Annotated in this window: 21 protein-coding genes; 12 read left to right on the forward strand and 9 right to left on the reverse strand. The window is 70.2% G+C overall.

Annotated elements, in window-relative coordinates; genetic code table 11:
• Positions 1-206: 206 nt before the first annotated feature.
• Positions 207-857 (reverse strand): TenA family protein, encoded by a 651-nt coding sequence (locus AC07EQ_RS42195; protein ID WP_478393401.1) that lies wholly within the window; start codon positions 855-857, stop codon positions 207-209.
• A 104-nt stretch (positions 858-961) separates the two neighbouring features.
• Between AC07EQ_RS42195 and AC07EQ_RS42200 the strand changes: the two genes are divergently transcribed.
• The 3 genes from AC07EQ_RS42200 (at position 962) to AC07EQ_RS42210 (ending at position 3,233) form a co-directional block, all read left to right on the forward strand.
• Positions 962-1,855 (forward strand): phosphoribosylaminoimidazolesuccinocarboxamide synthase, encoded by an 894-nt coding sequence (locus tag AC07EQ_RS42200; RefSeq protein ID WP_478393402.1) that lies wholly within the window; start codon positions 962-964, stop codon positions 1,853-1,855.
• Between the two features lie 186 nt (positions 1,856-2,041).
• Complete coding sequence (locus AC07EQ_RS42205) at positions 2,042-2,755, forward strand: DUF2334 domain-containing protein (protein ID WP_452615184.1); 714 nt, start codon at positions 2,042-2,044, stop codon at positions 2,753-2,755.
• 91 nt (positions 2,756-2,846) lie between these two features.
• Positions 2,847-3,233, forward strand: a complete 387-nt coding sequence (locus AC07EQ_RS42210) for an ATPase (protein WP_478393403.1) — start codon at positions 2,847-2,849, stop codon at positions 3,231-3,233.
• Between the two features lie 250 nt (positions 3,234-3,483).
• Here the strand turns inward: AC07EQ_RS42210 and AC07EQ_RS42215 are convergent, their stop codons facing one another.
• From AC07EQ_RS42215 to AC07EQ_RS42225, 3 genes are all read right to left on the reverse strand, one after another.
• Complete coding sequence (locus AC07EQ_RS42215; protein WP_478393404.1) at positions 3,484-4,119, reverse strand: MBL fold metallo-hydrolase; 636 nt, start codon at positions 4,117-4,119, stop codon at positions 3,484-3,486.
• 349 nt (positions 4,120-4,468) lie between these two features.
• On the reverse strand, positions 4,469-5,458 hold the full coding sequence (locus AC07EQ_RS42220) for an NAD-dependent epimerase/dehydratase family protein (protein ID WP_478393405.1): 990 nt from the start codon (positions 5,456-5,458) through the stop codon (positions 4,469-4,471).
• 154 nt (positions 5,459-5,612) lie between these two features.
• Positions 5,613-6,017 (reverse strand): hypothetical protein, encoded by a 405-nt coding sequence (locus AC07EQ_RS42225; RefSeq protein ID WP_478393406.1) that lies wholly within the window; start codon positions 6,015-6,017, stop codon positions 5,613-5,615.
• A 262-nt stretch (positions 6,018-6,279) separates the two neighbouring features.
• On the opposite strand from AC07EQ_RS42225, the gene purS reads away from it, so the two are divergent.
• From purS to AC07EQ_RS42245, 4 genes are all read left to right on the forward strand, one after another.
• Complete coding sequence (purS, locus tag AC07EQ_RS42230) at positions 6,280-6,519, forward strand: phosphoribosylformylglycinamidine synthase subunit PurS (RefSeq protein WP_478393407.1); 240 nt, start codon at positions 6,280-6,282, stop codon at positions 6,517-6,519.
• Positions 6,516-7,193 (forward strand): phosphoribosylformylglycinamidine synthase subunit PurQ, encoded by a 678-nt coding sequence (gene purQ / locus AC07EQ_RS42235; RefSeq protein ID WP_478393408.1) that lies wholly within the window; start codon positions 6,516-6,518, stop codon positions 7,191-7,193. The genes purS and purQ overlap by 4 nt, the downstream gene beginning before the upstream one ends.
• Positions 7,190-9,478 (forward strand): phosphoribosylformylglycinamidine synthase subunit PurL, encoded by a 2,289-nt coding sequence (gene purL, locus AC07EQ_RS42240; protein ID WP_478393409.1) that lies wholly within the window; start codon positions 7,190-7,192, stop codon positions 9,476-9,478. Before purQ ends, purL begins: the two co-directional genes overlap by 4 nt.
• 154 nt (positions 9,479-9,632) lie before the next feature.
• Positions 9,633-9,851: a hypothetical protein gene (locus AC07EQ_RS42245; RefSeq protein ID WP_478393410.1), complete on the forward strand. Its 219-nt coding sequence runs from the start codon at positions 9,633-9,635 to the stop codon at positions 9,849-9,851.
• A gap of 91 nt (positions 9,852-9,942) precedes the next feature.
• Here AC07EQ_RS42245 and AC07EQ_RS42250 read toward each other — a convergent pair whose 3' ends face one another.
• The 3 genes from AC07EQ_RS42250 to AC07EQ_RS42260 form a co-directional block, all read right to left on the reverse strand.
• Positions 9,943-11,046 carry a pentapeptide repeat-containing protein gene (locus AC07EQ_RS42250; protein ID WP_478393411.1) on the reverse strand — a complete coding sequence of 368 codons (1,104 nt, stop codon included), beginning with the start codon at positions 11,044-11,046 and terminating at the stop codon, positions 9,943-9,945.
• Positions 11,039-12,202: a pentapeptide repeat-containing protein gene (locus AC07EQ_RS42255; protein ID WP_478393412.1), complete on the reverse strand. Its 1,164-nt coding sequence runs from the start codon at positions 12,200-12,202 to the stop codon at positions 11,039-11,041. The genes AC07EQ_RS42250 and AC07EQ_RS42255 overlap by 8 nt, the downstream gene beginning before the upstream one ends.
• Positions 12,203-12,405: 203 nt before the next feature.
• Positions 12,406-13,143 (reverse strand): lysozyme, encoded by a 738-nt coding sequence (locus tag AC07EQ_RS42260; RefSeq protein ID WP_478393413.1) that lies wholly within the window; start codon positions 13,141-13,143, stop codon positions 12,406-12,408.
• A 645-nt stretch (positions 13,144-13,788) separates the two neighbouring features.
• Between AC07EQ_RS42260 and AC07EQ_RS42265 the strand changes: the two genes are divergently transcribed.
• A complete protein-coding gene (locus AC07EQ_RS42265; protein WP_478393414.1) occupies positions 13,789-15,855 on the forward strand; it encodes a putative bifunctional diguanylate cyclase/phosphodiesterase in 2,067 nt (688 codons plus the stop codon).
• A gap of 212 nt (positions 15,856-16,067) precedes the next feature.
• On the opposite strand, the gene AC07EQ_RS42270 is transcribed toward AC07EQ_RS42265, so the two are convergent.
• Both AC07EQ_RS42270 and AC07EQ_RS42275 read right to left on the reverse strand, forming a co-directional pair.
• Complete coding sequence (locus AC07EQ_RS42270) at positions 16,068-17,942, reverse strand: glycoside hydrolase family 15 protein (RefSeq protein ID WP_478393415.1); 1,875 nt, start codon at positions 17,940-17,942, stop codon at positions 16,068-16,070.
• A gap of 42 nt (positions 17,943-17,984) precedes the next feature.
• The gene (locus AC07EQ_RS42275) at positions 17,985-18,566 is read right to left on the reverse strand and encodes a type VII secretion system-associated protein (RefSeq protein ID WP_478393416.1); all 582 of its coding nucleotides are present in this window, start codon (positions 18,564-18,566) and stop codon (positions 17,985-17,987) included.
• A 175-nt stretch (positions 18,567-18,741) separates the two neighbouring features.
• Here AC07EQ_RS42275 and AC07EQ_RS42280 point away from each other — a divergent pair, with 175 nt between their 5' ends.
• The 4 genes from AC07EQ_RS42280 (at position 18,742) to AC07EQ_RS42295 (ending at position 22,249) form a co-directional block, all read left to right on the forward strand.
• Positions 18,742-19,164, forward strand: coding sequence for a PRC-barrel domain-containing protein (locus AC07EQ_RS42280; RefSeq protein ID WP_358580856.1), 423 nt, complete (start codon positions 18,742-18,744; stop codon positions 19,162-19,164).
• A gap of 240 nt (positions 19,165-19,404) precedes the next feature.
• A complete protein-coding gene (locus AC07EQ_RS42285; protein WP_478393417.1) occupies positions 19,405-20,577 on the forward strand; it encodes a S8 family peptidase in 1,173 nt (390 codons plus the stop codon).
• 292 nt (positions 20,578-20,869) lie between these two features.
• On the forward strand, positions 20,870-21,670 hold the full coding sequence (locus AC07EQ_RS42290) for a DNA-binding response regulator (RefSeq protein WP_478393418.1): 801 nt from the start codon (positions 20,870-20,872) through the stop codon (positions 21,668-21,670).
• Between the two features lie 189 nt (positions 21,671-21,859).
• On the forward strand, positions 21,860-22,249 hold the full coding sequence (locus AC07EQ_RS42295) for a sterol carrier family protein (RefSeq protein WP_397527784.1): 390 nt from the start codon (positions 21,860-21,862) through the stop codon (positions 22,247-22,249).
• Positions 22,250-22,251: the final 2 nt, after the last annotated feature.

Raw genomic sequence — 22,251 nt, forward strand, 5'->3', positions numbered from 1 at the left:
CCGACAGATCGAAACCAAGACAACCCACAGGCGTCAGCGCGAAACCGAGTCAGACGCCCCGGACGATCACCACCCACATCATCACTGCGCGAAACTGGCGTTCGCCACGCCTGCGGGGCGACGGTTTCGCGCGAAAACGGCGCCCCGCACCGCGCGGCCGCACTACTCCCAGGGCGGTCCCTGCGGAGGCACCGCGCGAGCCCGGATCACTTCCAGTGGGCGTCGAAGAAGTCGAGCTCGCAGCGGGTCGCCTGCTGGAACACGCGCAGGCAGCGGGCCCGCTCGCGCTCGTCCAGGTCGGCGCCGATCCGGTCGAGCTCGCCGCACAACCACCGCACCCAGCCCTGGAAACCGGGGTTGTTGTGCAGCGTGATCCACTCCGCGTGCACGAAGTTCTCCGGCAGCGAGGCCGGCGCGCGCATCGCCCACTCCAGGTAGGTCCACTCCGCGACGGTCAGCACCGTCAGCACCTCGGCGTAGCTGCCGTTCACGTTGGCGTCGCTCATCACGTCGCGGAACGCCACCGTCGCCTCGTCCAGCACCGGGCGCACCCGGTCCGCCTCGCCGACGCCCAGTGCGTCGAACGAGCGCTGGAAGTAGGTGTTCTCCTCGCTGGTGACCACGGCGATGCTGCCCGCGATCGCCAGCCGCGACGAGTAGCGATCCGCCTTGGCCAGCGCGGAACCCAGCAGCGCCAGGAAGTCGTCGACGAACTGGTAGTCCTGCACCAGGTAGGAGCGCATCGACTCGACCGGCACCAGCCCGTCGAACAGGGCCCCGGTGAACGGGTGCGTGACGACCGCGGTCCAGTCGGGCTCGCTGCGCTGGCGGAGCCAGTCGGTGAATGTCTCGGTCACGAAGTCCTCCTGTGCTCGATCGGGGCTGGTCCGGACGGCCCACGCCGGTTCTTACCACCGGCCCGCGTGCGAGTGCCCTGGCCCCGGTGCGAGACAATCCGCACGTGGTTGCACTCGCCGATTACCCCCAGATCGCGGCCGGCAAGGTTCGCCAGCTGCACGCCGTGGACGACGAACACCTGCTGCTGGTCGCCTCCGACCGCATCTCGGCGTACGACCACGTGCTCGACACCCCGATCCCCGACAAGGGCCGGGTGCTGACCGCGATGAGCGTGTTCTGGTTCGAGCTGCTCGCCGACGTGATGCCGAACCACCTGGTCGCCGCCGACGATCCGCGCATCCCCGGCGAGGTGCGCGGTCGCGCACTGCTGGTGAAGCGGCTGGAGATGCTGCCGGTGGAGTGCGTGGCGCGCGGCTACCTGACGGGCTCCGGGCTCGCCGACTACCAGCGCACCGGCGCGGTGTGCGGCGTGCAGCTGCCCGGCGGGCTCGTCGAGGCGTCCGAGCTGCCGGAACCGATCTTCACCCCGGCGACGAAGGCCGAGATCGGCGAGCACGACGAGAACGTGAGCTTCGAGGCGGTCGCCGCGCAGCTGGGCGCGGAGCGCGCCGCGGAGCTGCGCGACCTGACCCTGCTGGTCTACCGCCGGGCGGCGGAGCACGCGCGGGGTCGCGGCGTGATCCTCGCGGACACCAAGTTCGAGTTCGGCCTGGCCGGGGACGGTTCGCTGGTGCTCGGCGACGAGGTGCTCACGCCCGACTCGTCGCGGTACTGGCCGGCGGACGGGTACGAGGCGGGCAAGGTGCAGCCGTCGTTCGACAAGCAGTACGTGCGCAACTGGCTGACCTCGCCGGCGTCCGGCTGGGACCGCGCCTCGGACACCCCGCCGCCCCCGCTGCCGGCCGACGTCCTCGACGCCACGCACGCCCGCTACGTCGAGGCGTACGAGCGGATCACCGGCCGCTCCTTCGCCGACTGGCCCGCCCCCACGCAGTAACCCCGCATGGCTCGGGAGGCGCTGCCTTCGGCTCGGTTTCCCCCGGTCGGAGTATGCGTCGGCGTGTCGGCGTCGTGCCGGGACCTGGCCTGCCGAAAGTGGCGGCGTGGAGGTTCGCCGGATTTGCGCCGGGGCGACACCTGGCCGTCAGGTCGTGGACACCCGGACCAGGCGGAATGAGGGACCGTGAGCACGCCGCTCGTCGTGTCGTTGTCCGGCCTTGGGCTCCGGGTGCTGGACCAGTGCGCGGAATTCGCCGCGGAACTGGACCGCCGCCAGGTCCCGCTGTCCCTGCTGATCTCGCCGCGCCCGGATCACCTCGAGGCGCGGAACCCGCAATCCCCGCTGCTGCACTGGGTGGCCGAGCGCCTGACGCGGCGCGACGCCATCAGCCTGCACGGCTTCGCCCGCCTGTCCCCAGGCCTGCGCGCCCGCCTGGCCCCGGCCGCCCAGCTGCCGGCGCACGAAGCCGGGCTGCGGCTGGCGGCCGCGTCGGCGGTGCTCGAACAGGTCGGGCTGCGGACGAACAGCTTCATCCCGCCGCGCTGGCTCGCCTCGCCCGGCACGGTCACCGCGCTGCAGCGGCGCGGATTCTCCGTCTGCGCGGACGCGATGGGGGTCCGGGATCTCACGACCGGCCAGGTGCACCGGGCGCGGATCCGGATGCTCGGCCCGGGCGAGCGTGCGGAGCCGTGGTGGTGCCGGGCGCTGGTGCTGGGCGTCGAGCGGGCGGCGCGCCGCGGGCGACCGGTGCGGCTCGCGATGGACGCCGCCGAGCTGCGGAAACCGGCCGCGAGGCAGGCGCTCCTGGACGCCGTGGACCTGGCGCTGCACCACGGCGCGCGGCCGGTCACCTATGCCTCGTTCGCCCGCCGCTCCGCGACGCCGGCCCGAGGATGAGAACCCCTTCATTCGACCTTCAGGGTCGCCTCACGGTGGGCGCCCAAGCTGGTTCTCGTCAGGCGAAAGCAGCCAATGGAGGACGAGGACGATGCGGATTCGGAACACGAAGCGGACCTGGCTCGCGGCGGTGGCGGCGGTAGCGCTGGTGGGCCTCGGCGGAACCGGAGCCGCGCTCGCCGCGGACACCGGCACGGCCGAAACCCCGCGAGCGGCGACCCCGGTCGACCAGCCCCCGGTCGCCCAACCGGCCCCGGTCTGCTTCGACGACGACCCGGACGACCGGTTCGACGACGCGGACGACCGGTTCGACGACGCGGACGACAAGTTCGACGACCGCAACGATGTCGACGACCGCTTCGACGACTGCGACGACCAGCTCGACCTGGACGACCGCCTCGACCTGGACGACCGTTTCGACGACCGCGACGACCACCACGACATCGACGACCAGAACGACGACCGCGACGACGACTGAACCAGCGGCCTGACGCGAGGCGCAGCACGCCGAGGGATGGCGATTTCGCGCGAAATCGCCGTACCCCACGCGTGGCCGGGGGTGATTTCGCGCGAAGTCGCCGCTTTGGTCGCTCCCGTTGCGGTGCGAGTCCGCGGATGGCGGTTTCGCGCGAAACCGGCGCGTCCACGCGTGGCTGGTGACGGTTTCGCGCGAAACCGGCGCCTGGCGCGGCGGGGACGACCCGCCACGGAGCCAGCCCGCCGCCGGGTCAGACCGCGGTCTGGGCTCCCTTGGTCAGGACTTCGAGGGCCGTGTCCTTCGGGCCGAGCTGTTCGAACATGCGGTAGTGCATGTTCGGGTTCGCCAGCACCGCTTCGTGGATCGGCACCGCAGCTCGCGGCGCCACCGAGCGCAGGAAGTCGACCGCCTCGGAGAGCTTCAGCCACGGCGCCCCGGTGGGCACGCCGAGCACGTCGATCCGCTGTTCCGGCACGAAGAACGAGTCGCCGGGATGGTAGAAGGCGCCGTGGTCGACGACGTAGCCGATGTTGTCGATCACCGGGATGTCCGGGTGGATCACCGCGTGCGTGCCGCCGACGACGTTGATCGACGCGCCGCCCAGCTCCAGCGACTCGCCGGGGCGCGCGGTGGTCGCGGCCAGGCCCTTCTCGGCGATCGCGGGCGCCGAGCCCGGGTCGGCCACCAGCCGGGCGTCCGGGTTGGCGGCGAGCAGGGCCGGGAGCCGGTCGAGGTCGAGGTGGTCGAAGTGCTGGTGCGTGATCAGCACGGCGTCGAGGTCGCGGAGGTCTTCGAAGTCGGCGGAGAACGTGCCGGGGTCGATCAGCAGCCGCGCCGAGTCGGTCTCGATCAGCACGCACGCGTGTCCGAAGTGGGTGATCTGCACGGTGTTTCCTCCTAGATGAGCGAGCAGGTCCACTCTTCCACGCTCGATCTACCCCGAACGCAAGGTCACCGACCCACCACTCGGACCCACGGATCTCCTTCCTCGGGACCCGTGCGACCCCCCTCTGATCGGCGCGAATCCCTTCGAGCCCGTTCGAAGTCACCCCTCGTCCCCCCGGTGGACCGCAATTTCAATGGAAATCAGACCTCTGATTTCCATTGAAATTGCGGGAGTTCTCCACAGGAACCGGCGTGTCGCACCCCGACACGCCGGTGGTGGTCCGCAGTTTCAATTGAAACTGCGGACCACCGAGGTCACCGCATCTGGACCTGTGGCGGGAACGCCGAGGTCACCGGGTCCGGTGGGGGAGGGTGGCGAGGAGTTCGGCTTCTTCCTCCGGGGTGAGCCCCGCGCGACGCTCTCGGTCCAGGCCCAGCGAGCGCTCGGTCTCCAGCGCCGCCGACACCGTCTCGGCGAGCGGCCGGATGCGCAGGCCCGCGTCCAGGCTGGGGCGCGCGTTGCGCGCGGCGATGCCCTGGTGGCTTTCCGGCAGCCAGAACGGCAGCGACTTCGGGCCTGCCCAGGGCTGCACGCCCGCCTCGGTCAGGTCTTCCGGCGCAACGGCCACGAGTTCGGTGCCCGGCGGCGCGACCAGCTCGGCGATCTGCGACAGCAGCTCGTTGAGCGGCGTGGTCGGGCTCGTGCCGTCGAAGGTGCCGGTGAGGCCCTTCTCCTCGGCGTCCACGATCCACGCCGCCAGGTCGCGCACGTCGGCGTGCTGGGTCGGGTGGCCGGCGTCCGGCACGAGCACGCGACCGCCGCGCGCCATCCGCGCCGGCCAGTAGCCGAACCGGTCCGAGGGGTCGTTCGGCCCGGTGATCAGGCCGGGGCGCAGCACGAAGGCCCGGTCGCCGACCGCGGCGCGCACCGCGTTCTCGCAGGCCACCTTGATCCCGCCGTAGGACTCGGACGTGCTCACGTCGTCGGAGTCGGTGATCGGCTCCAGCAGTTCGGCGTCGGTGCTCAGGCCGTGCGTCTCGTTGTCGGCGTAGACGTTGATGGTGGACACGAACGTCCAGTGCCCGGCCGTCGCGCCCAGGACGTCGAGGGCGTCCCGCACCCACCGGTAGTTCCGCGCCACGTCGACCACGGCGTCGAACCGTTCCCCGGCGAGCGAGCCGAGGCCCTGCTCCCGGTCCGCCGCCACCAGCTTCGCGCCGTCGGGGATGTCGCCGCTCGTGCCGCGCGCCGCGCAGACGACGTCGTGCCCCCGCCGGAGAGCCTCGGCCGCCACCGCCTGCCCGAGGAAAACCGTTCCGCCCAGAACCAGGATCCGCATATCGGCACCCTGCCCCGACCGGCTCGGGCACCGCGACGGTTCTCGCTGCAGGTGAACGGGATTATGCGATCAGCTGAATCCCGAGAGGGACGCCCCCGGTCGGGGACGCCCCTCTCATCAACAGGTCACTTCGTGACGGTGATCTTCCGGGTCGTCACTCCGTGACGGTGATCTTCATTGTCGGGCCCGCGCCGCCGCCGATGCGGGTGTGCACGGTGTACTCGCCGGGCGCGACGTCGGCGATGGTGGCCACCGCCTCGGCGTTGCCGTCGCGGTCGTTCACGACCTGGGCCAGGCCCTCGTCCGCGTCGAACGGGTGCTCACCGTTGCGCACGAACGCCGCCGACGAGATCCAGTTGACGCCTTCGGCGCCGTGCTCCAGCCGCAGGACCAGCGTGTTGCCCGCCCGGACCTGCGACTTGTCGGCTGTCAGCAGTGCGTTCTCGGCCGGTGCCACGGCCGCCGGGCCGGGGCTCGGCGCCGCCGTCGCCGGCACGGTGGTGGTCAGCGCGAGGCCGGCGAGCAGGCCGGCCGTCATCAGCGTCTTGATTGTGCGCATCGGTGTGCGTTCCCCCTAGGTAACTGCAAGCGGGGCCCGGGTTTCGGTGCCCCGGTCGTAATAGACGGCCAACGGGCCAAAGGTTTAGACAACGTGCGAAAAATGTGGCGCAAGACACACGGAGAGAAGGGTGTCGTGAGCCACGCCGCACCTCCGGCCCCTACCCGGCAGGGTGAACGCCCAGCTCAGTTACCCTTTGGCGGTACTGCTGGCCATCCGCCGGGGTCCCGGCGGATCTGCACGGAAACCGGGAGCAGCACCCGTGGCCCGAGTCGTTGTCGACGTCATGCCGAAGCAGGAAATCCTCGATCCGCAGGGACAGGCGGTGGCGAACGCGCTGCCCCGTCTCGGTTTCGGCGGCATCACCGAAGTCCGCCAGGGAAAGCGGTTCGAGCTGGAGGTCGCCGACGACGTCGACGACGAAACGCTCGCCAAGATCGCCGAGACGTTGCTGGCCAACCCGGTGATCGAGGACTGGACCGTCCGCCGGGTGGAAGCATGAGCGCGAAGATCGGCGTCATCACCTTCCCAGGCACCCTCGATGACGTGGACGCCGCCCGAGCGGCGCGCCGTGCCGGTGCCGAAGCGGTCGCCCTCTGGCACGCCGACCACGACCTCAAGGGCGTGGACGCGGTGGTCGTCCCCGGCGGCTTCTCCTACGGCGACTACCTGCGCTGCGGCGCGATCGCCAAGTTCGCCCCGGTCATGACCGAGGTCGTCGAGGCCGCCCGCAAGGGCATGCCGGTGCTCGGCGTGTGCAACGGCTTCCAGATCCTGTGCGAGTCCGGGCTGCTGCCCGGAGTGCTGACCCGCAACGCGGGCCTGCATTACGTCTGCCGCGACCAGTGGTTGAAGGTGGAGAACAACAGCAGCGCCTGGACCACCCGCTACGACGCGGGCGCCGAGCTGCTGATCCCGATCAAGCACGGCGAGGGCAACTACGTGGCCGACGAGGCCGTCCTCGACGAGCTCGAAGGCGAAGGCCGGGTGCTGTTCCGCTACGCGGGCGAGAACCCGAACGGTTCGCGGCGCGACATCGCGGGCATCACCGACGCGCGCGGCCGGGTCGCGGGCATGATGCCGCACCCGGAGCACGCGATCGACCCGCTGACCGGCCCCACCGATGACGGCCTCGGCATGTTCCTGTCCGTTCTGGATGCACTGGTGGCAGCGTGACCAACATCGTGAACGTGGATAGCGTCGATCACGCGAAGTCCACACCCGACGTCGACCAGCCGTTCCGCGAGCTCGGGCTGAAGGACGACGAGTACGCCCGGATCCGCGAGATCCTGGGCCGCCGGCCCACGGACGCCGAGCTGGCCATGTACTCGGTGATGTGGAGCGAGCACTGCTCCTACAAGTCGTCGAAGGTGCACCTGAAGTACTTCGGCGAGACGACCACCGACGAGATGCGCGAGAAGATGCTCGCGGGCATCGGCGAGAACGCGGGCGTGGTCGACATCGGCGACGGCTGGGCCGTCACGTTCAAGCTGGAGAGCCACAACCACCCGTCGTACGTCGAGCCCTACCAGGGCGCGGCCACCGGCGTCGGCGGCATCGTCCGCGACATCATGGCGATGGGCGCCCGCCCGGTCGCGGTGGCGGACCCGCTGCGCTTCGGCCCGGCCGACGCGCCGGACACCAAGCGCGTGCTGCCCGGCGTCGTCGCGGGCGTCGGCGGCTACGGCAACTGCCTGGGTCTGCCGAACATCGGCGGCGAGGTCGTCTTCGACGAGTGCTACGCGGGCAACCCGCTGGTCAACGCCATGTGCGTGGGCGTGATGAAGGTCGAGGACCTGCACCTGGCGCACGCCAGCGGCAAGGGCAACAAGATCATCCTGTTCGGCGCGCGCACCGGTCTCGACGGCATCGGCGGCGTGTCGGTGCTGGCGTCGGAGACGTTCGACGGCGACGAGAGCGGCGGCGGCCGCAAGAAGCTGCCCAGCGTGCAGGTCGGCGACCCGTTCGCCGAGAAGGTGCTCATCGAGTGCTGCCTGGAGCTGTACCACGCCGGACTGGTCGTGGGCATCCAGGACCTCGGCGGCGCGGGCCTGTCCTGCGCCACGTCGGAGCTGGCGTCGGCCGGCGACGGCGGCATGCGGGTCGACCTGGACCAGGTCCCGCTGCGCGCCACCGGGATGACCCCGGCGGAGATCCTCTCCAGCGAGTCGCAGGAGCGGATGTGCGCGGTCGTGGATCCGTCCAACGTGGACGCGTTCATGGAGGTGTGCCGCCGCTGGGACGTCACCGCGAACGTCATCGGTGAGGTCACCGACGGCGAGAACCTGGAGATCTTCTGGCACGGCGAGCTCGTGGTGGACGTGCCGCCGCGGACCGTCGCGCACCAGGGCCCGGTCTACGAGCGGCCGGTCGAGCGGCCCGCCGAGCAGGACCTGATCGTCGCGGACAGCGCGAACACGCTGACCCGTCCGTCCACTAAGGACGAGCTGCGGGAGACGATCCTGCGGATGGCGGCGTCGCCGAACCTGTGCTCCCGGGCGTGGGTCACCGACCAGTACGACCGGTACGTGCGCGGCAACACCGTGCTGGCCCAGCCGTCGGACGGCGGCGTGCTGCGCATCGACGAGGAGACCGGGCGCGGCATCGCGGTCGCCACCGACTGCAACGCCCGCTACACCCGGCTCGACCCGTACGCGGGTGCGCAGCTGGCGCTGGCCGAGGCCTACCGCAACGTGGCGACCACCGGTGCCACGCCGGTGGCGGTCACCAACTGCCTGAACTTCGGTTCGCCGGAGGACCCGGCGGTGATGTGGCAGTTCCAGCAGGCGGTGCGCGGCCTGGCCGACGCCTGCCAGGAGCTGGGCATCCCGGTGACCGGCGGCAACGTCAGCTTCTACAACCAGACCGGCGCGAAGCCGATCCTGCCGACGCCGGTGGTCGGCGTGCTGGGCACGATCGACGACGTGACCCGCCGCATCCCCACCGGAATCGGTGGCGAGGAAGGCGAAACGCTGCTGCTGCTCGGCGAGACGCACGAGGAGCTCGGCGGCTCGGAGTGGGCCCGCGTCACCCACGACCACCTCGGCGGCGTGCCGCCGAAGGTCGACCTGGCGCGCGAGAAGCTGCTGGCGGAGATCGTGCTCGCGGGCTCCCGCGACGGCATGATCTCGGCGGCGCACGACCTCTCCGAGGGCGGCCTGGCGCAGGCGCTGGTGGAGACGGCGCTGATCGGCGAGTGCGGCGCCCGGGTGGTCCTGCCGGAGGGCGTGGACCCGTTCGTCTGGCTGTTCTCCGAGTCGGCGGGACGGATCCTGGTGGCGGTGCCGCGCACCGAGGAGCTCCGCTTCACGGACATGTGCTCGGCCCGAGGCCTCCCGTGGGCCAAGGTCGGCGTCGCGGACGCGGGCGCGCAGTCGCTCGACATCCAGGACGTGGCGGACATCCCGCTGGCGGAGCTGCGCGAAGCTTGGGAAGGCACCCTCCCCAAGCTGTTCGGCTGATCCAGAGCTGACGCGAACGGCCCGTTCACCTCGTGAATCGAGGCGAACGGGCCGTTCGCACATCCGCTAGCGGTCGAAAACGCCGCCCTTGACGGCGCCGATGAACCGGTGCCAACCCTGCACCGGCACGGACTTCAACGGTGGGGAGACGTCGATGTGCTGGCTTCAGGTGAGCACTTTGGTGCTGGTGAACGTGCTGATCGTGAGCATGTTGCTGGTCCGTGCTCCGCGTGTGCAGCACGCCGGTGCGGGTGATGGCGCGTTGAGCGTGTGGCAGTTGATCGGCGAGGTCGAGGCCGAGCGACAACGGGAAGTGGAGCCCACCGGTCGGCACTGCCTGAACACCGAAACCCTGGCGCGGCTGCGCATCTGACCCACAAGACCTGGTCCGGCGAAACTCCCTCCCCTCGCCGGGCCGCATGGTGGCCGGGCGCTTTCGCCCCCGACCCGGCGCCCGCCACTCCTTACGCGCGCACGGCCTTCCAGCCGTCGGGGAGGACGGCCTCGCGGTCCGGGCTGGTCGTGATGCCGGTGTGCTGGATCTCGGTGTGGAACGTCGTGCCGCTCAGGTCGGCGTCGTGCTCGAAGTGGACCGCGCGGAAATCGGCGGGGCCGTGGAATTCCGCCCGCGTCATCAACACCGAGCCGGCGAACCGGCTGTCGGCGAACCTCGTCTGGCCGTGGAAGCGGGTCCGGCGGAAGCTCGCCCGGCCGTTGAACTCGACCCCGGGGAACCAGGCGCGCTGGTGGAACACCGCGTCGTCGCAGCGGAAGCGCCCGTACAGCCGCCCGGCGCCGACTGTCGTTCCGGTGAACCACACGTCGCCGTGGAACTCGCAGCGGCTGAAGTTGTTGTCGCTGAACAACTTCCCGTACCGCAGGATCAACGAACCGGCCTTCCGGTCGGACAGATCGAAGTACTCCAGCGAGGCGTTGGTGAGGTCGAGATCGTAGGCCGGCGCGGCCTCGTCACCGGCTGCCGGGAGCAGGTCGGCGATGAGCCGCTGCGCGGTCAGCCGCACCTGCAGCTTCCGCTCGGCGCCGTCCTTCACGTCCCGGGACCACTGAACCGGCCCGTCGTCGGTGTTCAAGGGGGTTCCGGCGGACGCCGGGGCGTTATCGCCGTGGCGGTGGTGCCAGAACGGCCGTCGCAGGTAGGAGCAGAGCACGTCGAGCACGGTCTGGGTGTAGTCGGGATTGCTGCGGGCGAGCCCGGCGAGGGCGTGCAGCGCGCCGACCCGGACCTGATCGGCCTCGTGCCCGAGGAGTTCCACGGCTCGGGCGAAGCGCTCGTCGGCGACCCGGTCGCGGTCGAGGTCGGCCCGGCGGTTCTCCAACTCGTGGCGCTGCCGCTCGGTTTTCTGCCGCTCCTCCTCGACGCGCCTGCGCCGGTCGTTGAGCCAGAGCGCGTAGAGCGCGACGACCGAACCGGCGGCCAACCCGCCGGTCCGCAGCGCGTCGGCGCCGGTGGTTCGCGGGTCGAAGATGAGCAGGGCGACGCTGACGCCGACCAGCACGACGACGGCGACGGCGATCGTCGCGACCAAACCGATCTTGCGTTCACCCATGCGAGGGATTCTGCCCGACCTCGTGCACCCGGATGCGTGCGCGATTCGCATCAGTCAGCGGCTCGAACGACCAGCCTTCCGGCACCTGGGCATCGGTCGACGTGTCGACCTCGGTGTTGTACAGGGAGACGCTGGGCAGCGGCTCGCCCACGCGGAGGTCGACGCTGCCGTCGAAGCGCGTGCGCCGGAGGTCGAGCGTGGTGCGGAAGGACGCGCGCTCGAAGGAGACGTGCGCGATGCAGTGGGATCCCGGCATGTCCACGGCACCTTCGAACTCGGCGCGCTCGAAACCGACCGGCCCGTGCGTGACGATCCCGCGCAGTTCCAGCCGCTGCCGGAACCTGGTCTCCGCCGCCCTGATCCGTCCTGCGAAGACGCTGTCGCGGAGATGCACCGGGCCGTGGAAGACGGCGCGGTTGAAGTTCGTGGTGTGCCGGAACCGGCACCGGTAGGCGGCGATGCGGCCCACGACCCGGTCGGACAGGTTGAACCGCTCCAGCCAAGCCCTGGTCAGATCGAGCTCGTAGATCTCCGGATCCGGGTCGGCGGTGCTGGGCAGCAGCTCCTGGATCAGGCGCTGCGCCGTCTGCCGGACGTACCGTTCGCGCTCCTGCTCCGGGCCGGCCTCCGGCCATTCGCCAGGATCTGCCGGCAATTCCGAGGCCGGTGTCCACTTCGGATGCTCGAACGGCCGCCGCAGGTAGGAGCAGAGCACGTCGAGCACGGTCTGGGTGTAGCCGGGATTGCTGCGGGCGAGCCCGGCGAGGGCGTGCATGGCGCCGACCCGCACTTGGTCGGCGTCGTTGCCGAGCAGCTCGACCGACCGCGCGAAGCGCTCATCGGCGGCGCGGTCCCGGTCCTGGTCGGTCCGCCGGTCTTCCAGGGCCTGCCGCTGCTGTTCGAGCGCGTAGCGCTGCCGATCCAGCTCCTGCCGCTGGCTGTCGAGCTCCTGCCGCTTCTCCTCGACGCGTCGGCGCCGGTCGTTGAGCCACAGGGCGTAGAGCGCGACCACCGATCCCGCCGCCAGCCCGCCGGTTCGCAGGGCATCGGCGCCGGTGGTCCGCGGGTCGAAGATCAGCAATGCGACGCTGGCACCGCCGAAGACCACGACGGCGACGGCGATCGTCGCGACCAAACCGATCTTGCGCTCACCCATGCGAGGGATTCTGCCCTGCGCGGAGCGCAGCACTCGGAGATCGCGCGGATAGGCACCTCACATCGGCTGCGGAAACGTCGTTTTCGCGCGAAACCGTCATCCGGTACGCGTGGCGAGCGCCGTTTTCGCGCGAAAACGCCACCCAACCGCACCCCGAACGCACGACGCGGTGCCGGGCTCGCCGGCACCGCGGGGTTGTGGCGTCAGCCGTTGGCCAGCGCTTGGAGGCGGTCGTAAGCGCCGTTGAACGTGTTCTTGTCCAGTGGCGACGACGTGTACTGCCAGATCGTCCAGATGCCCCACTTGTAGGGGAGCTGGCCGACGGTGCTCGCGTAGCGGGCGACCCACAGCGGGTTCGTCGAGCTGAAGTCGCCGTCCACGCACTGGTTCCACCAGCTCGTGCTGGTGTAGATGACGGGCCAGCGCCCGGTCCGGGAGTGGTAGGTGTCGCTGAAGTCCTTGATCCAGGCCGTCATCCCGCTCTTGGTCTTGCCATAGCAGGTGGAGCCGTACGGGTTGTACTCCATGTCCAGCGCGCCCGGCAGCGTCTTGCCGTCCTTGGACCAGCCGCCGCCGTTGTCCACGAAGTAGTTGGCCTGCGCGGCGCCGCTGGAGCGGTCCGGCAGCGCGAAGTGGTACGCGCCGCGGATCATGCCCACGTTGTAGGAACCGTTGTACTGCTGGGCGAAGTACGGGTTCTTGTAGCCGGTGCCCTCGGTCGCCTTCACGTAGGCGAACCGCATGCCCTGGCCCCACCAGGAGTTCCAGTCCACGTTGCCCTGGTGGCCGCTGACGTCCATGCCGGCCACCGTGGCCAGCGGATCGACGACGGGGGTGAGCAGCGGATCATCGCCGCCGCCCTCGTGCTTGCGGATCTGCGAGCCCATCGGGGTGTCGGTCTCGGTTCCGCTCGGTGGTTCGCCGGTCACCTGCGTGCTCATCGCGCTTTCCCTTCCCGGAAGGGGTGTGCTGGCTTGCGCGGGCGAGCACAGGAGAAGAACGCCTGCGCAGGCAACTGATACTAGGGAGACCAGTGATAATCGGCGACCACGTCCACTCGGAAGGTTCATCGATACCTCTCGGGGGTGTAGTTGCGGTGCGTCGTCGGGGGACCACGCGTCCTGCCCCGAAAGTGTGGCGAATGGTTTTCCAAAGATGTAGATCTTGTGTTAGTTTTTAACCAGAATGGCTCAATCCGGACACCGCAAGTGAACCGGGCGGTCTCCGGGGTGGAGTTCGGAGCCGCGCACAACCTCTCGGCGGGGCTGTGCGTCGAAAACATCAGATGTATCACGGCAGCCGCGCTTCGGTGATCGAATGGTTGCGGACGGTAGTTGCCCTCCGGGTGAGCCCCCTGCATGGCCTGCTCGAATGAGGTGAGCGCCTACGCCGGGTGCCGTACCTGATGTTCGACCGCCGGACCGGTCCGGTCGTATGCTCCGAACGAACGGCCCAGGCGAGTAGGACGAGTGGAGGGCGCCCCAGGCATGACTGGCTGGACAGCGCCGGTGCCCAGCGCTCACGAGGTGGTCGCCGAGGTGAACCGAGCCGATCGACGACGCTTTGCAGCCGTTTGGGCGCAGGCCATGATGGGCACCAGTTACGTACCGATGACCAGCGCGGAGGTCGAGGGCCGCCTGTACGGCTACACCGACCGGCTGGTCGACGCTCTGCTCGGCGAGCCGTTCGACCCGTCCCCCGCACGGTCGATCGGCGTGGACCTGGTCGCCGTGCACTTCACCAGCGCGGAGTCGTTAGGCCGCACGATCGACCTCATCGGCGACGAGATCCTCGACGTCCTGCACCTCGACGACGGCCCGGTCTGGCGCGAACGCGTCGCCGCTCTGCAGGGCGCGCTGTGCGCTGGCTTCGTGCAGGCCGCGCGCAAGCGGACGCTGGACGAGCAGGAGGCCATCCGGCAGGCGGTGCTCGACGCGCGAGATGCCGTCGAACAGGCGCTGCGCACCAGCGAAGCCAGGTTCCGCGCGATCTTCGCCGAGGCCGCGATCGGCATCGGGATCGGCGACATGACCGGCCGGATCCTCGAGGTGAACGACTCGCTCGTGCGGATCATGGGCCGGCCCGGCGAGGAACTCCGCCGGATGTTGGTGCAGGACATGATGCACCCGGACGACCCCGACAGCACCTGGCGGCTGTACGAGGAACTGGTCCGCGGCGAACGCGACCAGTTCCGGGTGGAGAAGCGGTTCGTCCGCCCGGACGGCGGCACCGTGTGGACCGAGCTGATCGTCTCCCTGGTCCGCGGCGAGGACGGCCTCCCGCTGTACCAGGTCGCGCTGATCGAGGACGTCACCGACCGGCGGATGCTGCAGGAACGACTGCGTCACCAGGCGATGCACGATCCGCTGACCGGGCTGCCCAACCGGGCGTTGTTCCTGGAGCGGCTCACCACGATCCTCGAGCAGCACGAACCCGGCGAACGGGTGGCGCTGTGCTACATGGACCTCGACGGGTTCAAGGTCATCAACGACAGCCTCGGCCACCACGTCGGCGACGATCTGCTGCGGGCGGTCGCCGACCGGCTCGCCACCGCGGTGCACGGCGATGACCGGCTCGTCGCGCGGATGGGCGGCGACGAGTTCGTGATCGTGATCCAGAACTCGTTCGGCACCGACCAGGCCGTCGAGGTCGCCGACACCGTGCTCGACGCGCTGGTCCGGCCGGTCCGCATCGGCGGCCACGAGCTGTCCGTGTCGGCCAGCATCGGCATCGTCGAGCGGCCGGTGTCCGGGCAGACCGCGGCCGAGCTGATGCGCGACGCCGACGTGACGCTGTACTGGGCGAAATCCGAGGGCAAGGGCCGGTGGGCGCTGTTCGACCCGGACCGCAACGCCACCGAGGTCGCGCAGTTCCACCTGTCGGCGAAGATGCCCGCCGCGCTGGAGCGCGACGAGTTCTACGTCGACTACCAGCCGCTGATCGGGCTGCGGGACTTCAACGTCGTCGGCGTCGAGGCGCTGGTCCGCTGGGCGCACCCGGAGCTGGGCCGGCTGGGACCGGACCGGTTCATCGGGCTGGCCGAGGAGACCGGGCTGATCGTGCCGCTCGGGCGCTGGGTGCTGCGGCAGGCCTGCCGGCAGGCGAAGCAGTGGCAGGACGAATTCGGGGCGGCGGCGCCGTTCGTCAGCGTCAACCTGGCGGTCCGGCAGTCGCGGGACCCGAACCTGGTGTCCGACGTGGCGGAGATCCTGGCCGAGACCGGGCTCGCGCCGTCGCGGCTGCAGCTGGAGCTCACCGAGAGCGCGATCATGGGCACCGCCGACGAGCCGCTGGACGCGCTGCGCGCGCTGTCCCGGATGGGCGTGCGGATCGCCATCGACGACTTCGGCACGGGGTACTCGAACCTGGCCTACCTGCGGCACCTCCCGGTGCACGAGCTGAAGATCGCGGGCTCGTTCATGGAGGGCCTGCGGGACGCGGAGCGGGCCGACCCGGTCGACGCGCGGATCGTCGGAACGCTGGTGGACCTGGCGCACGCCCTCGGGCTGACGGTCACGGCGGAAGGCGTGGAGACCCAGGCCCAAGCCCGCCGGATGGCGGACATCGGCTGCGAAACGGGCCAGGGCTACCTCTTCGCCCGCCCGGGATCCCCGGCGGAGATAACGACGTTCATCACCGACCACCTCGACTGACACCCCACCCGAGTCCTGCCACTCCGGGTTCAGCCGCAACTTCAATGGAAATCGAACCTCCGATTTCCATTGAAATTGCGGAAGTTGTCCACAGCCACCGGTGTGTCGTGGTGCGACACGCCGATGACCCGCAAGTTCCATTGAAGTTGGACCTCCAATTTCCATTGAAATCGGACACCCGATTTCAATGGAAATTGCGGCAGGTACGGGGCTCAGGTGGTCGTGGCGGGGCCGTTGCGGCGGCTCTTGCGGTCCCGGGTGATGCCGCCGAAGAGGATCGCCGCCGAGTTCACCAGCGCCAGATGGCTGAACGCCTGCGGGAAGTTGCCGGTGAACCGGCCGTTCGCGCCGTCGTACTCCTCCGCGTACAGGCCCAAGTCGTTGGTCAGGCCCACCAGCTCGGCGAACATCCGCTCCGCCTCCGCGCGCCGCCCGCAGTAGGCCAGCGCGTCGACCAGCCAGAACGAGCAGGCCAGGAACGCGCCCTCCCGCCCGGTCAACCCGTCGACCTCGCTGCGCCGATCACCGGTGCTGTACCGGTCGACCAGCACCCCGTCGTGCTGCAGCTCGCGCTGCACCGCCTCGACGGTGCGCACCATCCGCTCGTCGTCGCCGGGCAGGAACCCGACCGATGGCATCAGCAGCGTGGCCGCGTCCAGCGCCGTCCCGCCGTAGTACTGGGTGAACGCGCCGACCTCCGGGTTCCAGCCCCGCTCCAGGACCTCCGCGCGCACCGTGTCGCGGATCGTCCGCCACCGCTGAACCGGCCCCGGCAGCCCGTCCTCCTCCACGGCGCGGACGGCCCGGTCGAACGCCACCCAGACCATCACCCGCGAATGCGTGAAGTGCCGGTCCGGGCCGCGCACCTCCCACAGCCCGCGATCCGGCTGCTGCCAGATCTTCTCCAGGTGCCGCAGCATGCCGCGCTGCAACGCCCAGGTCTCCTCGTTCTCCGGCAGCCCGCGCTCGCGGGCCAGGTGCAGCATGTCCAGCACCTCGCCGTAGACGTCGAGCTGGGTCTGCCGGAAGGCGGCGTTGCCGATCCGCACCGGCCCGGTGCCGCGGTAGCCGGGCAGCCAGTCGGCCTCCCACTCCACCACGTGCCGCTCGCCGTTGACGCCGTACATGATCTGCAGGTCCGCGGGATCGCCGGCGACCGCGCGCACCAGCCAGTCGCGCCACGCCGCGGCCTCCTCGGAGCAGCCGAAGTTGTCCAGCGCCAGCAGGACGAAGGTGGCGTCGCGCAGCCAGCAGTAGCGGTAGTCCCAGTTCCGGTTGCCCGGCAGGGCTTCCGGCAGCGAGCTGGTCGGCGCGGCGATGACGCCGCCGGTCGGGGCGTAGGTCAGCGCCTTGAGGGTCGCCAGCGACCGGTACACCGCGGCCGAGTGCGGCCCGTCGTAGTCGATCTTCCCGGTCCACTCCCGCCAGAAGTCCTCGCTGTCCTGGGTTTCCTGCTCCGGATCCATCGGCGCGGGCAGGTCCCGCGCGTCCGGCGACCACTGCATCACCCAGGACAGCCGCTCCCCGGCGCGCACCGTGAGCACCACCTCGTGCGCCCGCTCGTGATCGACGCGCTGCGGCAGGACGTCGCCGCGCAGCACCGCGGTGTGCGGGCCGGCGACGGCGAGGATGTACTCGTCGAGCACCGGCTCGGTTTCGCGCACCCGGCGCACCCAAGGCACCGCGTCGCCGTAGGCGAAGCGGACCACCCAGCGGAGCTTGACGTCCACCTCGCCGTCGATGCCTTCGACGATCCGCACCAGGCAGGGCTGGTCGTGCTGGTTCTTCTCGTGCGGCGGCATGCTGTCGATCAACCGGATCGCGCCGCCGTCGGTGTGGAATTCCGTCTCCAGCACCAGGGTGTTGTCCCGGTACCGGCGGCGGACCTCGTGCACCGGCGCGGTCGGCGCGATCTGCCAGTGGCCGTCCCGCCCGTCGCCGAGCAGGCGCGCGAAGCACGACGGCGCGTCGAAGCGAGGCAGGCAGAGCCAGTCGATCGAGCCGTCCTTGCCGACCAGCGCGGCCGTGCGGAGGTCGGACAGCAGGGCGTAGTCCTCGATGAGCCCTGGTCCTTGATCGCCCGTCACACTGCCGAGGCTAGGCACCTCGCCCGGCTCCGGCCACCGTTCTCAGTCCCGTTTCTGGGCGGCCTCGGTGAGGACGTGGTTCGGGATCACGGCCTGGATCGCGTCGTGCATGTTCAGGCCCAGGTCGAGACCGCCGAGCAGGTCCGGCAGCGCGGACCCGGGCACCCGGCGGAATCCGGGCCAGTCCGCGGGAACCCGGGCGGCCGAGGTGCAGGCCGGCACCAGCTGGCTGCCGTCGGACAACTCCGCGGTGTAGAGCATCGGGTCGTCCGCGCTCGGCGCGTAGAGCAGCACCTCGCCGTCGAGCACCGCCGCGGGCAGCTCGGACTCCGGCAGCTGGCCGGCGGCGATCCGCACCAGCACGTGTTCCAGCTCGTTGGCCGGTTCCAGCTGGTTCGCCGTCATCTCGGACGGCTGGTACTTGTCGTTGAACTGGAAGTCCTCGTCGATCTCGCCGTCGGCGTCGATGCGGTAGGCGCCCACGATGCCCTCCGGCGGGACCTCCTCGCCGTCGGCGGCGTAGCCGGGATCGGCGATGTACAGCCAGCTGTTGGGGTTCTGCTTGGCGTGCTCCCGCATTTCGGCGCTGATCGGCGGGGCGGGACGGTCGGCGGGCTGGGACATCGGGAGCTCCGTAGGTCTGTTCGGGTCCCGGCGGGAGTGCCGGGGCTCGCCTTCGAGGGTGCCAGCCCCCGGCGGAGTACTCGGTGGACGGTCGGAGATGCAGCCGTTCCGAGGTGCCGCCGCGACCGTTCCGGGCGCAGACTGACCGTGGGAGGGCGAGGGGGAGGAGGCGGCGATGATCGGCCAGCGGGAAGCGTTGCGGATGTTCGGGTGCGAGGTCTTCGATCCGGAGGGCCAGCGGATCGGCATCGTCGGCCAGTTGTTCATCGACGACGACACCGAGCAGCCCGCTTGGATCACCGTCCAAACTGGACTTTTCGGGACGAACGAGAGCTTCGCGCCGCTGGAGGGCGCGGCGTTCGACGGCGACACGCTCACCATCGCGGTCGACAAGGACGCGGTCCGGCGCGCGCCCCGGGTCAGCCTGCTGCAGGGCGATCTCCCGCTGGAGCAGGAGCGCGCGCTGTACCTCTACTACGGCATGACCTACGGCGTCGCCCCCGACGGCGCCGAGTCGATCGACGAGGTCTCCGAGGTCGAACCCGAGTACGTCGAGGCCGTTCGCCTCCGCCTGCGACGCTGGGTAGCCGCTACGTAAAACGCGCAAATCAGGCTTGAGGGAACAAATCACCGCACCCGCCGGAAATCCCGGCGGGTGCGGTTTTACCTGCTCATTCCCGGTAGTCCGCCCAGAGCTGGGAATTCGTTCACCCCACCGCCCGATTGTGTGGCGACAAATCGCCAACATCACCCGGACGAGTGTTTTCCCTGGTTACGTTCCGCCGTGAACCGCCTTTCGCTCGGCCCCACCCGAGCGAATGAACGTAGGAGGGGACACATGAGGAAGCTGCTTTACGGCACCGGGGCAGGGGTTGCCGCGGCGGCGCTCGTGTTCGCCGGAGCACCGGCAGGCGCGCAGCCGCAGATCGAGTTGGCGCCTCTGGCGCTGCACCCGCAGGCACAGGTGCAGGGCGCGGAGTCGGACGTCTACATCGTCAACCTCAAGGACGGCATCGCGGCGCAGGGCGTCGCCGAAGAGCTCGGCGTTCAGCCGCGCGTCGTCTACAACACCGCGATCAACGGGTTCTCGGCGAAGCTGAGCCCCGAGGCGCTCGAGGCCGTCCGCGCCAGCGGCAAGGTCGAGAACATCTCGCAGAGCTACCGCGTCCAGGTCGAGCCGGCGAAAAAGGAAGCCGTCGGCTCGTGGGGCCTGGACCGGCTCGACCAGCCGGCGCTCCCGCTGGACGACAGCTACGCCCCCAAGGGCACCGGTGAGGGCGTCACCGCCTACATCATCGACACCGGCATCGACCCGTCGCACCCCGACTTCGGCGGGCGCGCCGAGATCGGCTTCGACGCCACCGGTGGCGACGGCTCCGACAAGCACGGCCACGGCACCCACGTCGCCGGCACCATCGGCAGCGACACCTACGGCGTCGCCAAGGGCACCAAGCTCGTCGGTGTCCGGGTGCTCGACGACCAGGGCAGCGGCACCACCGAGCAGGTCGTGTCCGGCATCGACTGGGTCGCGCAGAACCACTCCGGCCCGTCGGTGGCGAACATGTCGCTGGGCGGCCCGAAGGACCCGGCGCTGGACGAGGCCGCGACCAACCTGGTCAACAGCGGTGTCTTCCTCGCGGTGGCGGCCGGTAATGAAAGTCAGGACGCCGAGAACGTGTCCCCGGCCAGCGCGGAGGGTGTGTTCACCACCGCGGCCTCGGACAACGCCGACGGCTCCGCCTCGTTCACCAACTTCGGCGCCAGCGTCGAGGGCTACGCCCCCGGCGTGGACATCGTGTCGACCGTGCCCGGCGGTGGCACCGAGACGATGAGCGGCACCTCGATGGCCAGCCCGCACGTGGCCGGCGTCGGCGCGCTGTTCCTGCAGGCCAACCCGGACGCGAAGCCCGCGGACGTCATCACCGGGCTGCAGGGCCAGGCCTCGAAGGGCGTGATCCAGAGCGCCCCGGACGGCACCATCACCGACCTGCTGCAGATCGGCGACCTCTGATCCGGTAGCAGTGCGACACGCGGGCCCTTCCTGGATCGCCAGGAAGGGCCCGTCCGCGCTTGACGTCGAGCCTGGGGGGTTCCCATTGACTGGGAGCCCAATTGCTCCATTCGGGTGATCAAGGGGTGCGGCCAAAAGGGGTCAATCAAAGGTCGATCCGCTGCATCCGGCGAAAGTCGGTTCCTGCGGTCGTTCCCGGTGGATACGTTGCCAACACGGGGGTGTTTCAGTGTCCGTCGCGGTGCCGATGCCGAATCGGTGCTGCTGGGGGCACATCGAGGAGGGGTGTGCCGTGTTACCCGGATACACCGAGGAGCTGACGCAGTCGCCGACTGCGGTGGACGAGCCGACCAGGGACACCGCCACGACCGAGCCGCTGACCGAGCGGGCCGTGCGGGCGCAGGTCGCGTCGGTGACGCGAGCCGCCCGGGCCCAGTCGGGCAACGGCGGCGTGCTGCAGGTCGTGCACGGGGCCAAGCGGGTCGGCTGGGCCGCGTACGAGCTGCAGCGCAACGCGACGCAGCTGGTCCAGGGCGTGGCGAAGCCGCCGTACGTGACGACGGGTCCGCTGGACTCGCTGGAATCGCGCAAGCTCGCCGAGGGCGTCCAGTACCAAGTGCTCTACGACCGGTCCGCGCTGGCGCGCCCGCCGCAGCTGGACATCACCACCAAGCTGGTCGCGATGGGCGAGCAGGCGCGGGTGATCCACGTGGCGCCGACCAAGCTGATCATGGTGGACAACGAGATCGCGCTGCTGCCGCTGACGGTGAGCGAGACCTCGGTGGAGAGCGCCGTGGTGGTTCGCAGCTCGGCGATGCTGGCGGCGATCGCCAGGATCTTCGAAGACCTGTGGCGATTCGCGGCGCCGTTCACCGCGGACCAGGACCTGTCGGGGCACGAGCTCCAGCCGACGGAGGAAGAGCGGTGGATCCTGTCGCTGCTCGCCTCCGGCGCCACGGACGACACGATCGGCAGGCTGATGGGCTTCAGCGCGCGCACGGCGCATCGCCGGGTGCGGGAGCTGATCTCGAGGCTGGGCGTGGAAACCCGCTTCCAGGCGGGCATGCAAGCGGTCAAGCTCGGCTGGCTCTGAGCCCGGGGTGATCCGCAGTTTCAATTGAAACTGCGGATCATCGGCGTGTCGCACCCCGACACGCCGATGCCTGTGGACAACTTCCGCAATTTCAATGGAAATCGGACCTTCGATTTCCATTGAAATTGCGTGTCCACCGGTTCGAGACGTGCTCGGAGGCGGTGTCCGGTGCGTTCGTAGGCTTTGGGCATGCCCAGTCGCCGTGCCGTTGATCCCGGGGAAATGCGCGATGCCGTGCTGGCCGTTCGGTCCTGGCTCGACGGCGAGGCGGCGCAGCCGGCGCGCGCCGAGCTCGCCGCCGCCGTGCGGTTGAGCCTGCGGACGTTGGAGCAGGTCGCGCCCGGCAACAGCGTCGAGGTCCGGGTGCCGCCGTTCGCGGCAGTGCAGTGCGTCACCGGCCCGCGGCACACCCGCGGCACGCCGCCCAACGTCGTCGAGACCGACCCGCGCACCTGGCTGCTGCTGGCGACCGGGCGGCTCGACTGGGCCGCCGCCCTGGAGCGCGGGGCGCTCACCGCCTCCGGCTCCCGCTCGGACGTTTCGCAGTGGCTTCCGCTGGTCCGGATCGACGAGCCGTGACC

This window comes from Saccharopolyspora sp. NPDC045839 (assembly GCF_056431645.1).

What these genes read in the sequence shown, in the direction of transcription:
- AC07EQ_RS42210 (WP_478393403.1), top strand. Translation starts at nt 2,847, where the DNA reads ATGCGGATTCGGAACACGAAGCGGACCTGGCTCGCGGCGGTGGCGGCG.
- AC07EQ_RS42220 (WP_478393405.1), bottom strand. Translation starts at nt 5,458, where the DNA reads ATGCGGATCCTGGTTCTGGGCGGAACGGTTTTCCTCGGGCAGGCGGTG.
- AC07EQ_RS42225 (WP_478393406.1), bottom strand. Translation starts at nt 6,017, where the DNA reads ATGCGCACAATCAAGACGCTGATGACGGCCGGCCTGCTCGCCGGCCTC.
- purQ (WP_478393408.1), top strand. Translation starts at nt 6,516, where the DNA reads ATGAGCGCGAAGATCGGCGTCATCACCTTCCCAGGCACCCTCGATGAC.
- AC07EQ_RS42245 (WP_478393410.1), top strand. Translation starts at nt 9,633, where the DNA reads ATGTGCTGGCTTCAGGTGAGCACTTTGGTGCTGGTGAACGTGCTGATC.
- AC07EQ_RS42250 (WP_478393411.1), bottom strand. Translation starts at nt 11,046, where the DNA reads ATGGGTGAACGCAAGATCGGTTTGGTCGCGACGATCGCCGTCGCCGTC.
- AC07EQ_RS42255 (WP_478393412.1), bottom strand. Translation starts at nt 12,202, where the DNA reads ATGGGTGAGCGCAAGATCGGTTTGGTCGCGACGATCGCCGTCGCCGTC.
- AC07EQ_RS42260 (WP_478393413.1), bottom strand. Translation starts at nt 13,143, where the DNA reads ATGAGCACGCAGGTGACCGGCGAACCACCGAGCGGAACCGAGACCGAC.
- AC07EQ_RS42265 (WP_478393414.1), top strand. Translation starts at nt 13,789, where the DNA reads ATGATGGGCACCAGTTACGTACCGATGACCAGCGCGGAGGTCGAGGGC.
- AC07EQ_RS42275 (WP_478393416.1), bottom strand. Translation starts at nt 18,566, where the DNA reads ATGTCCCAGCCCGCCGACCGTCCCGCCCCGCCGATCAGCGCCGAAATG.
- AC07EQ_RS42280 (WP_358580856.1), top strand. Translation starts at nt 18,742, where the DNA reads ATGATCGGCCAGCGGGAAGCGTTGCGGATGTTCGGGTGCGAGGTCTTC.
- AC07EQ_RS42285 (WP_478393417.1), top strand. Translation starts at nt 19,405, where the DNA reads ATGAGGAAGCTGCTTTACGGCACCGGGGCAGGGGTTGCCGCGGCGGCG.
- AC07EQ_RS42295 (WP_397527784.1), top strand. Translation starts at nt 21,860, where the DNA reads ATGCCCAGTCGCCGTGCCGTTGATCCCGGGGAAATGCGCGATGCCGTG.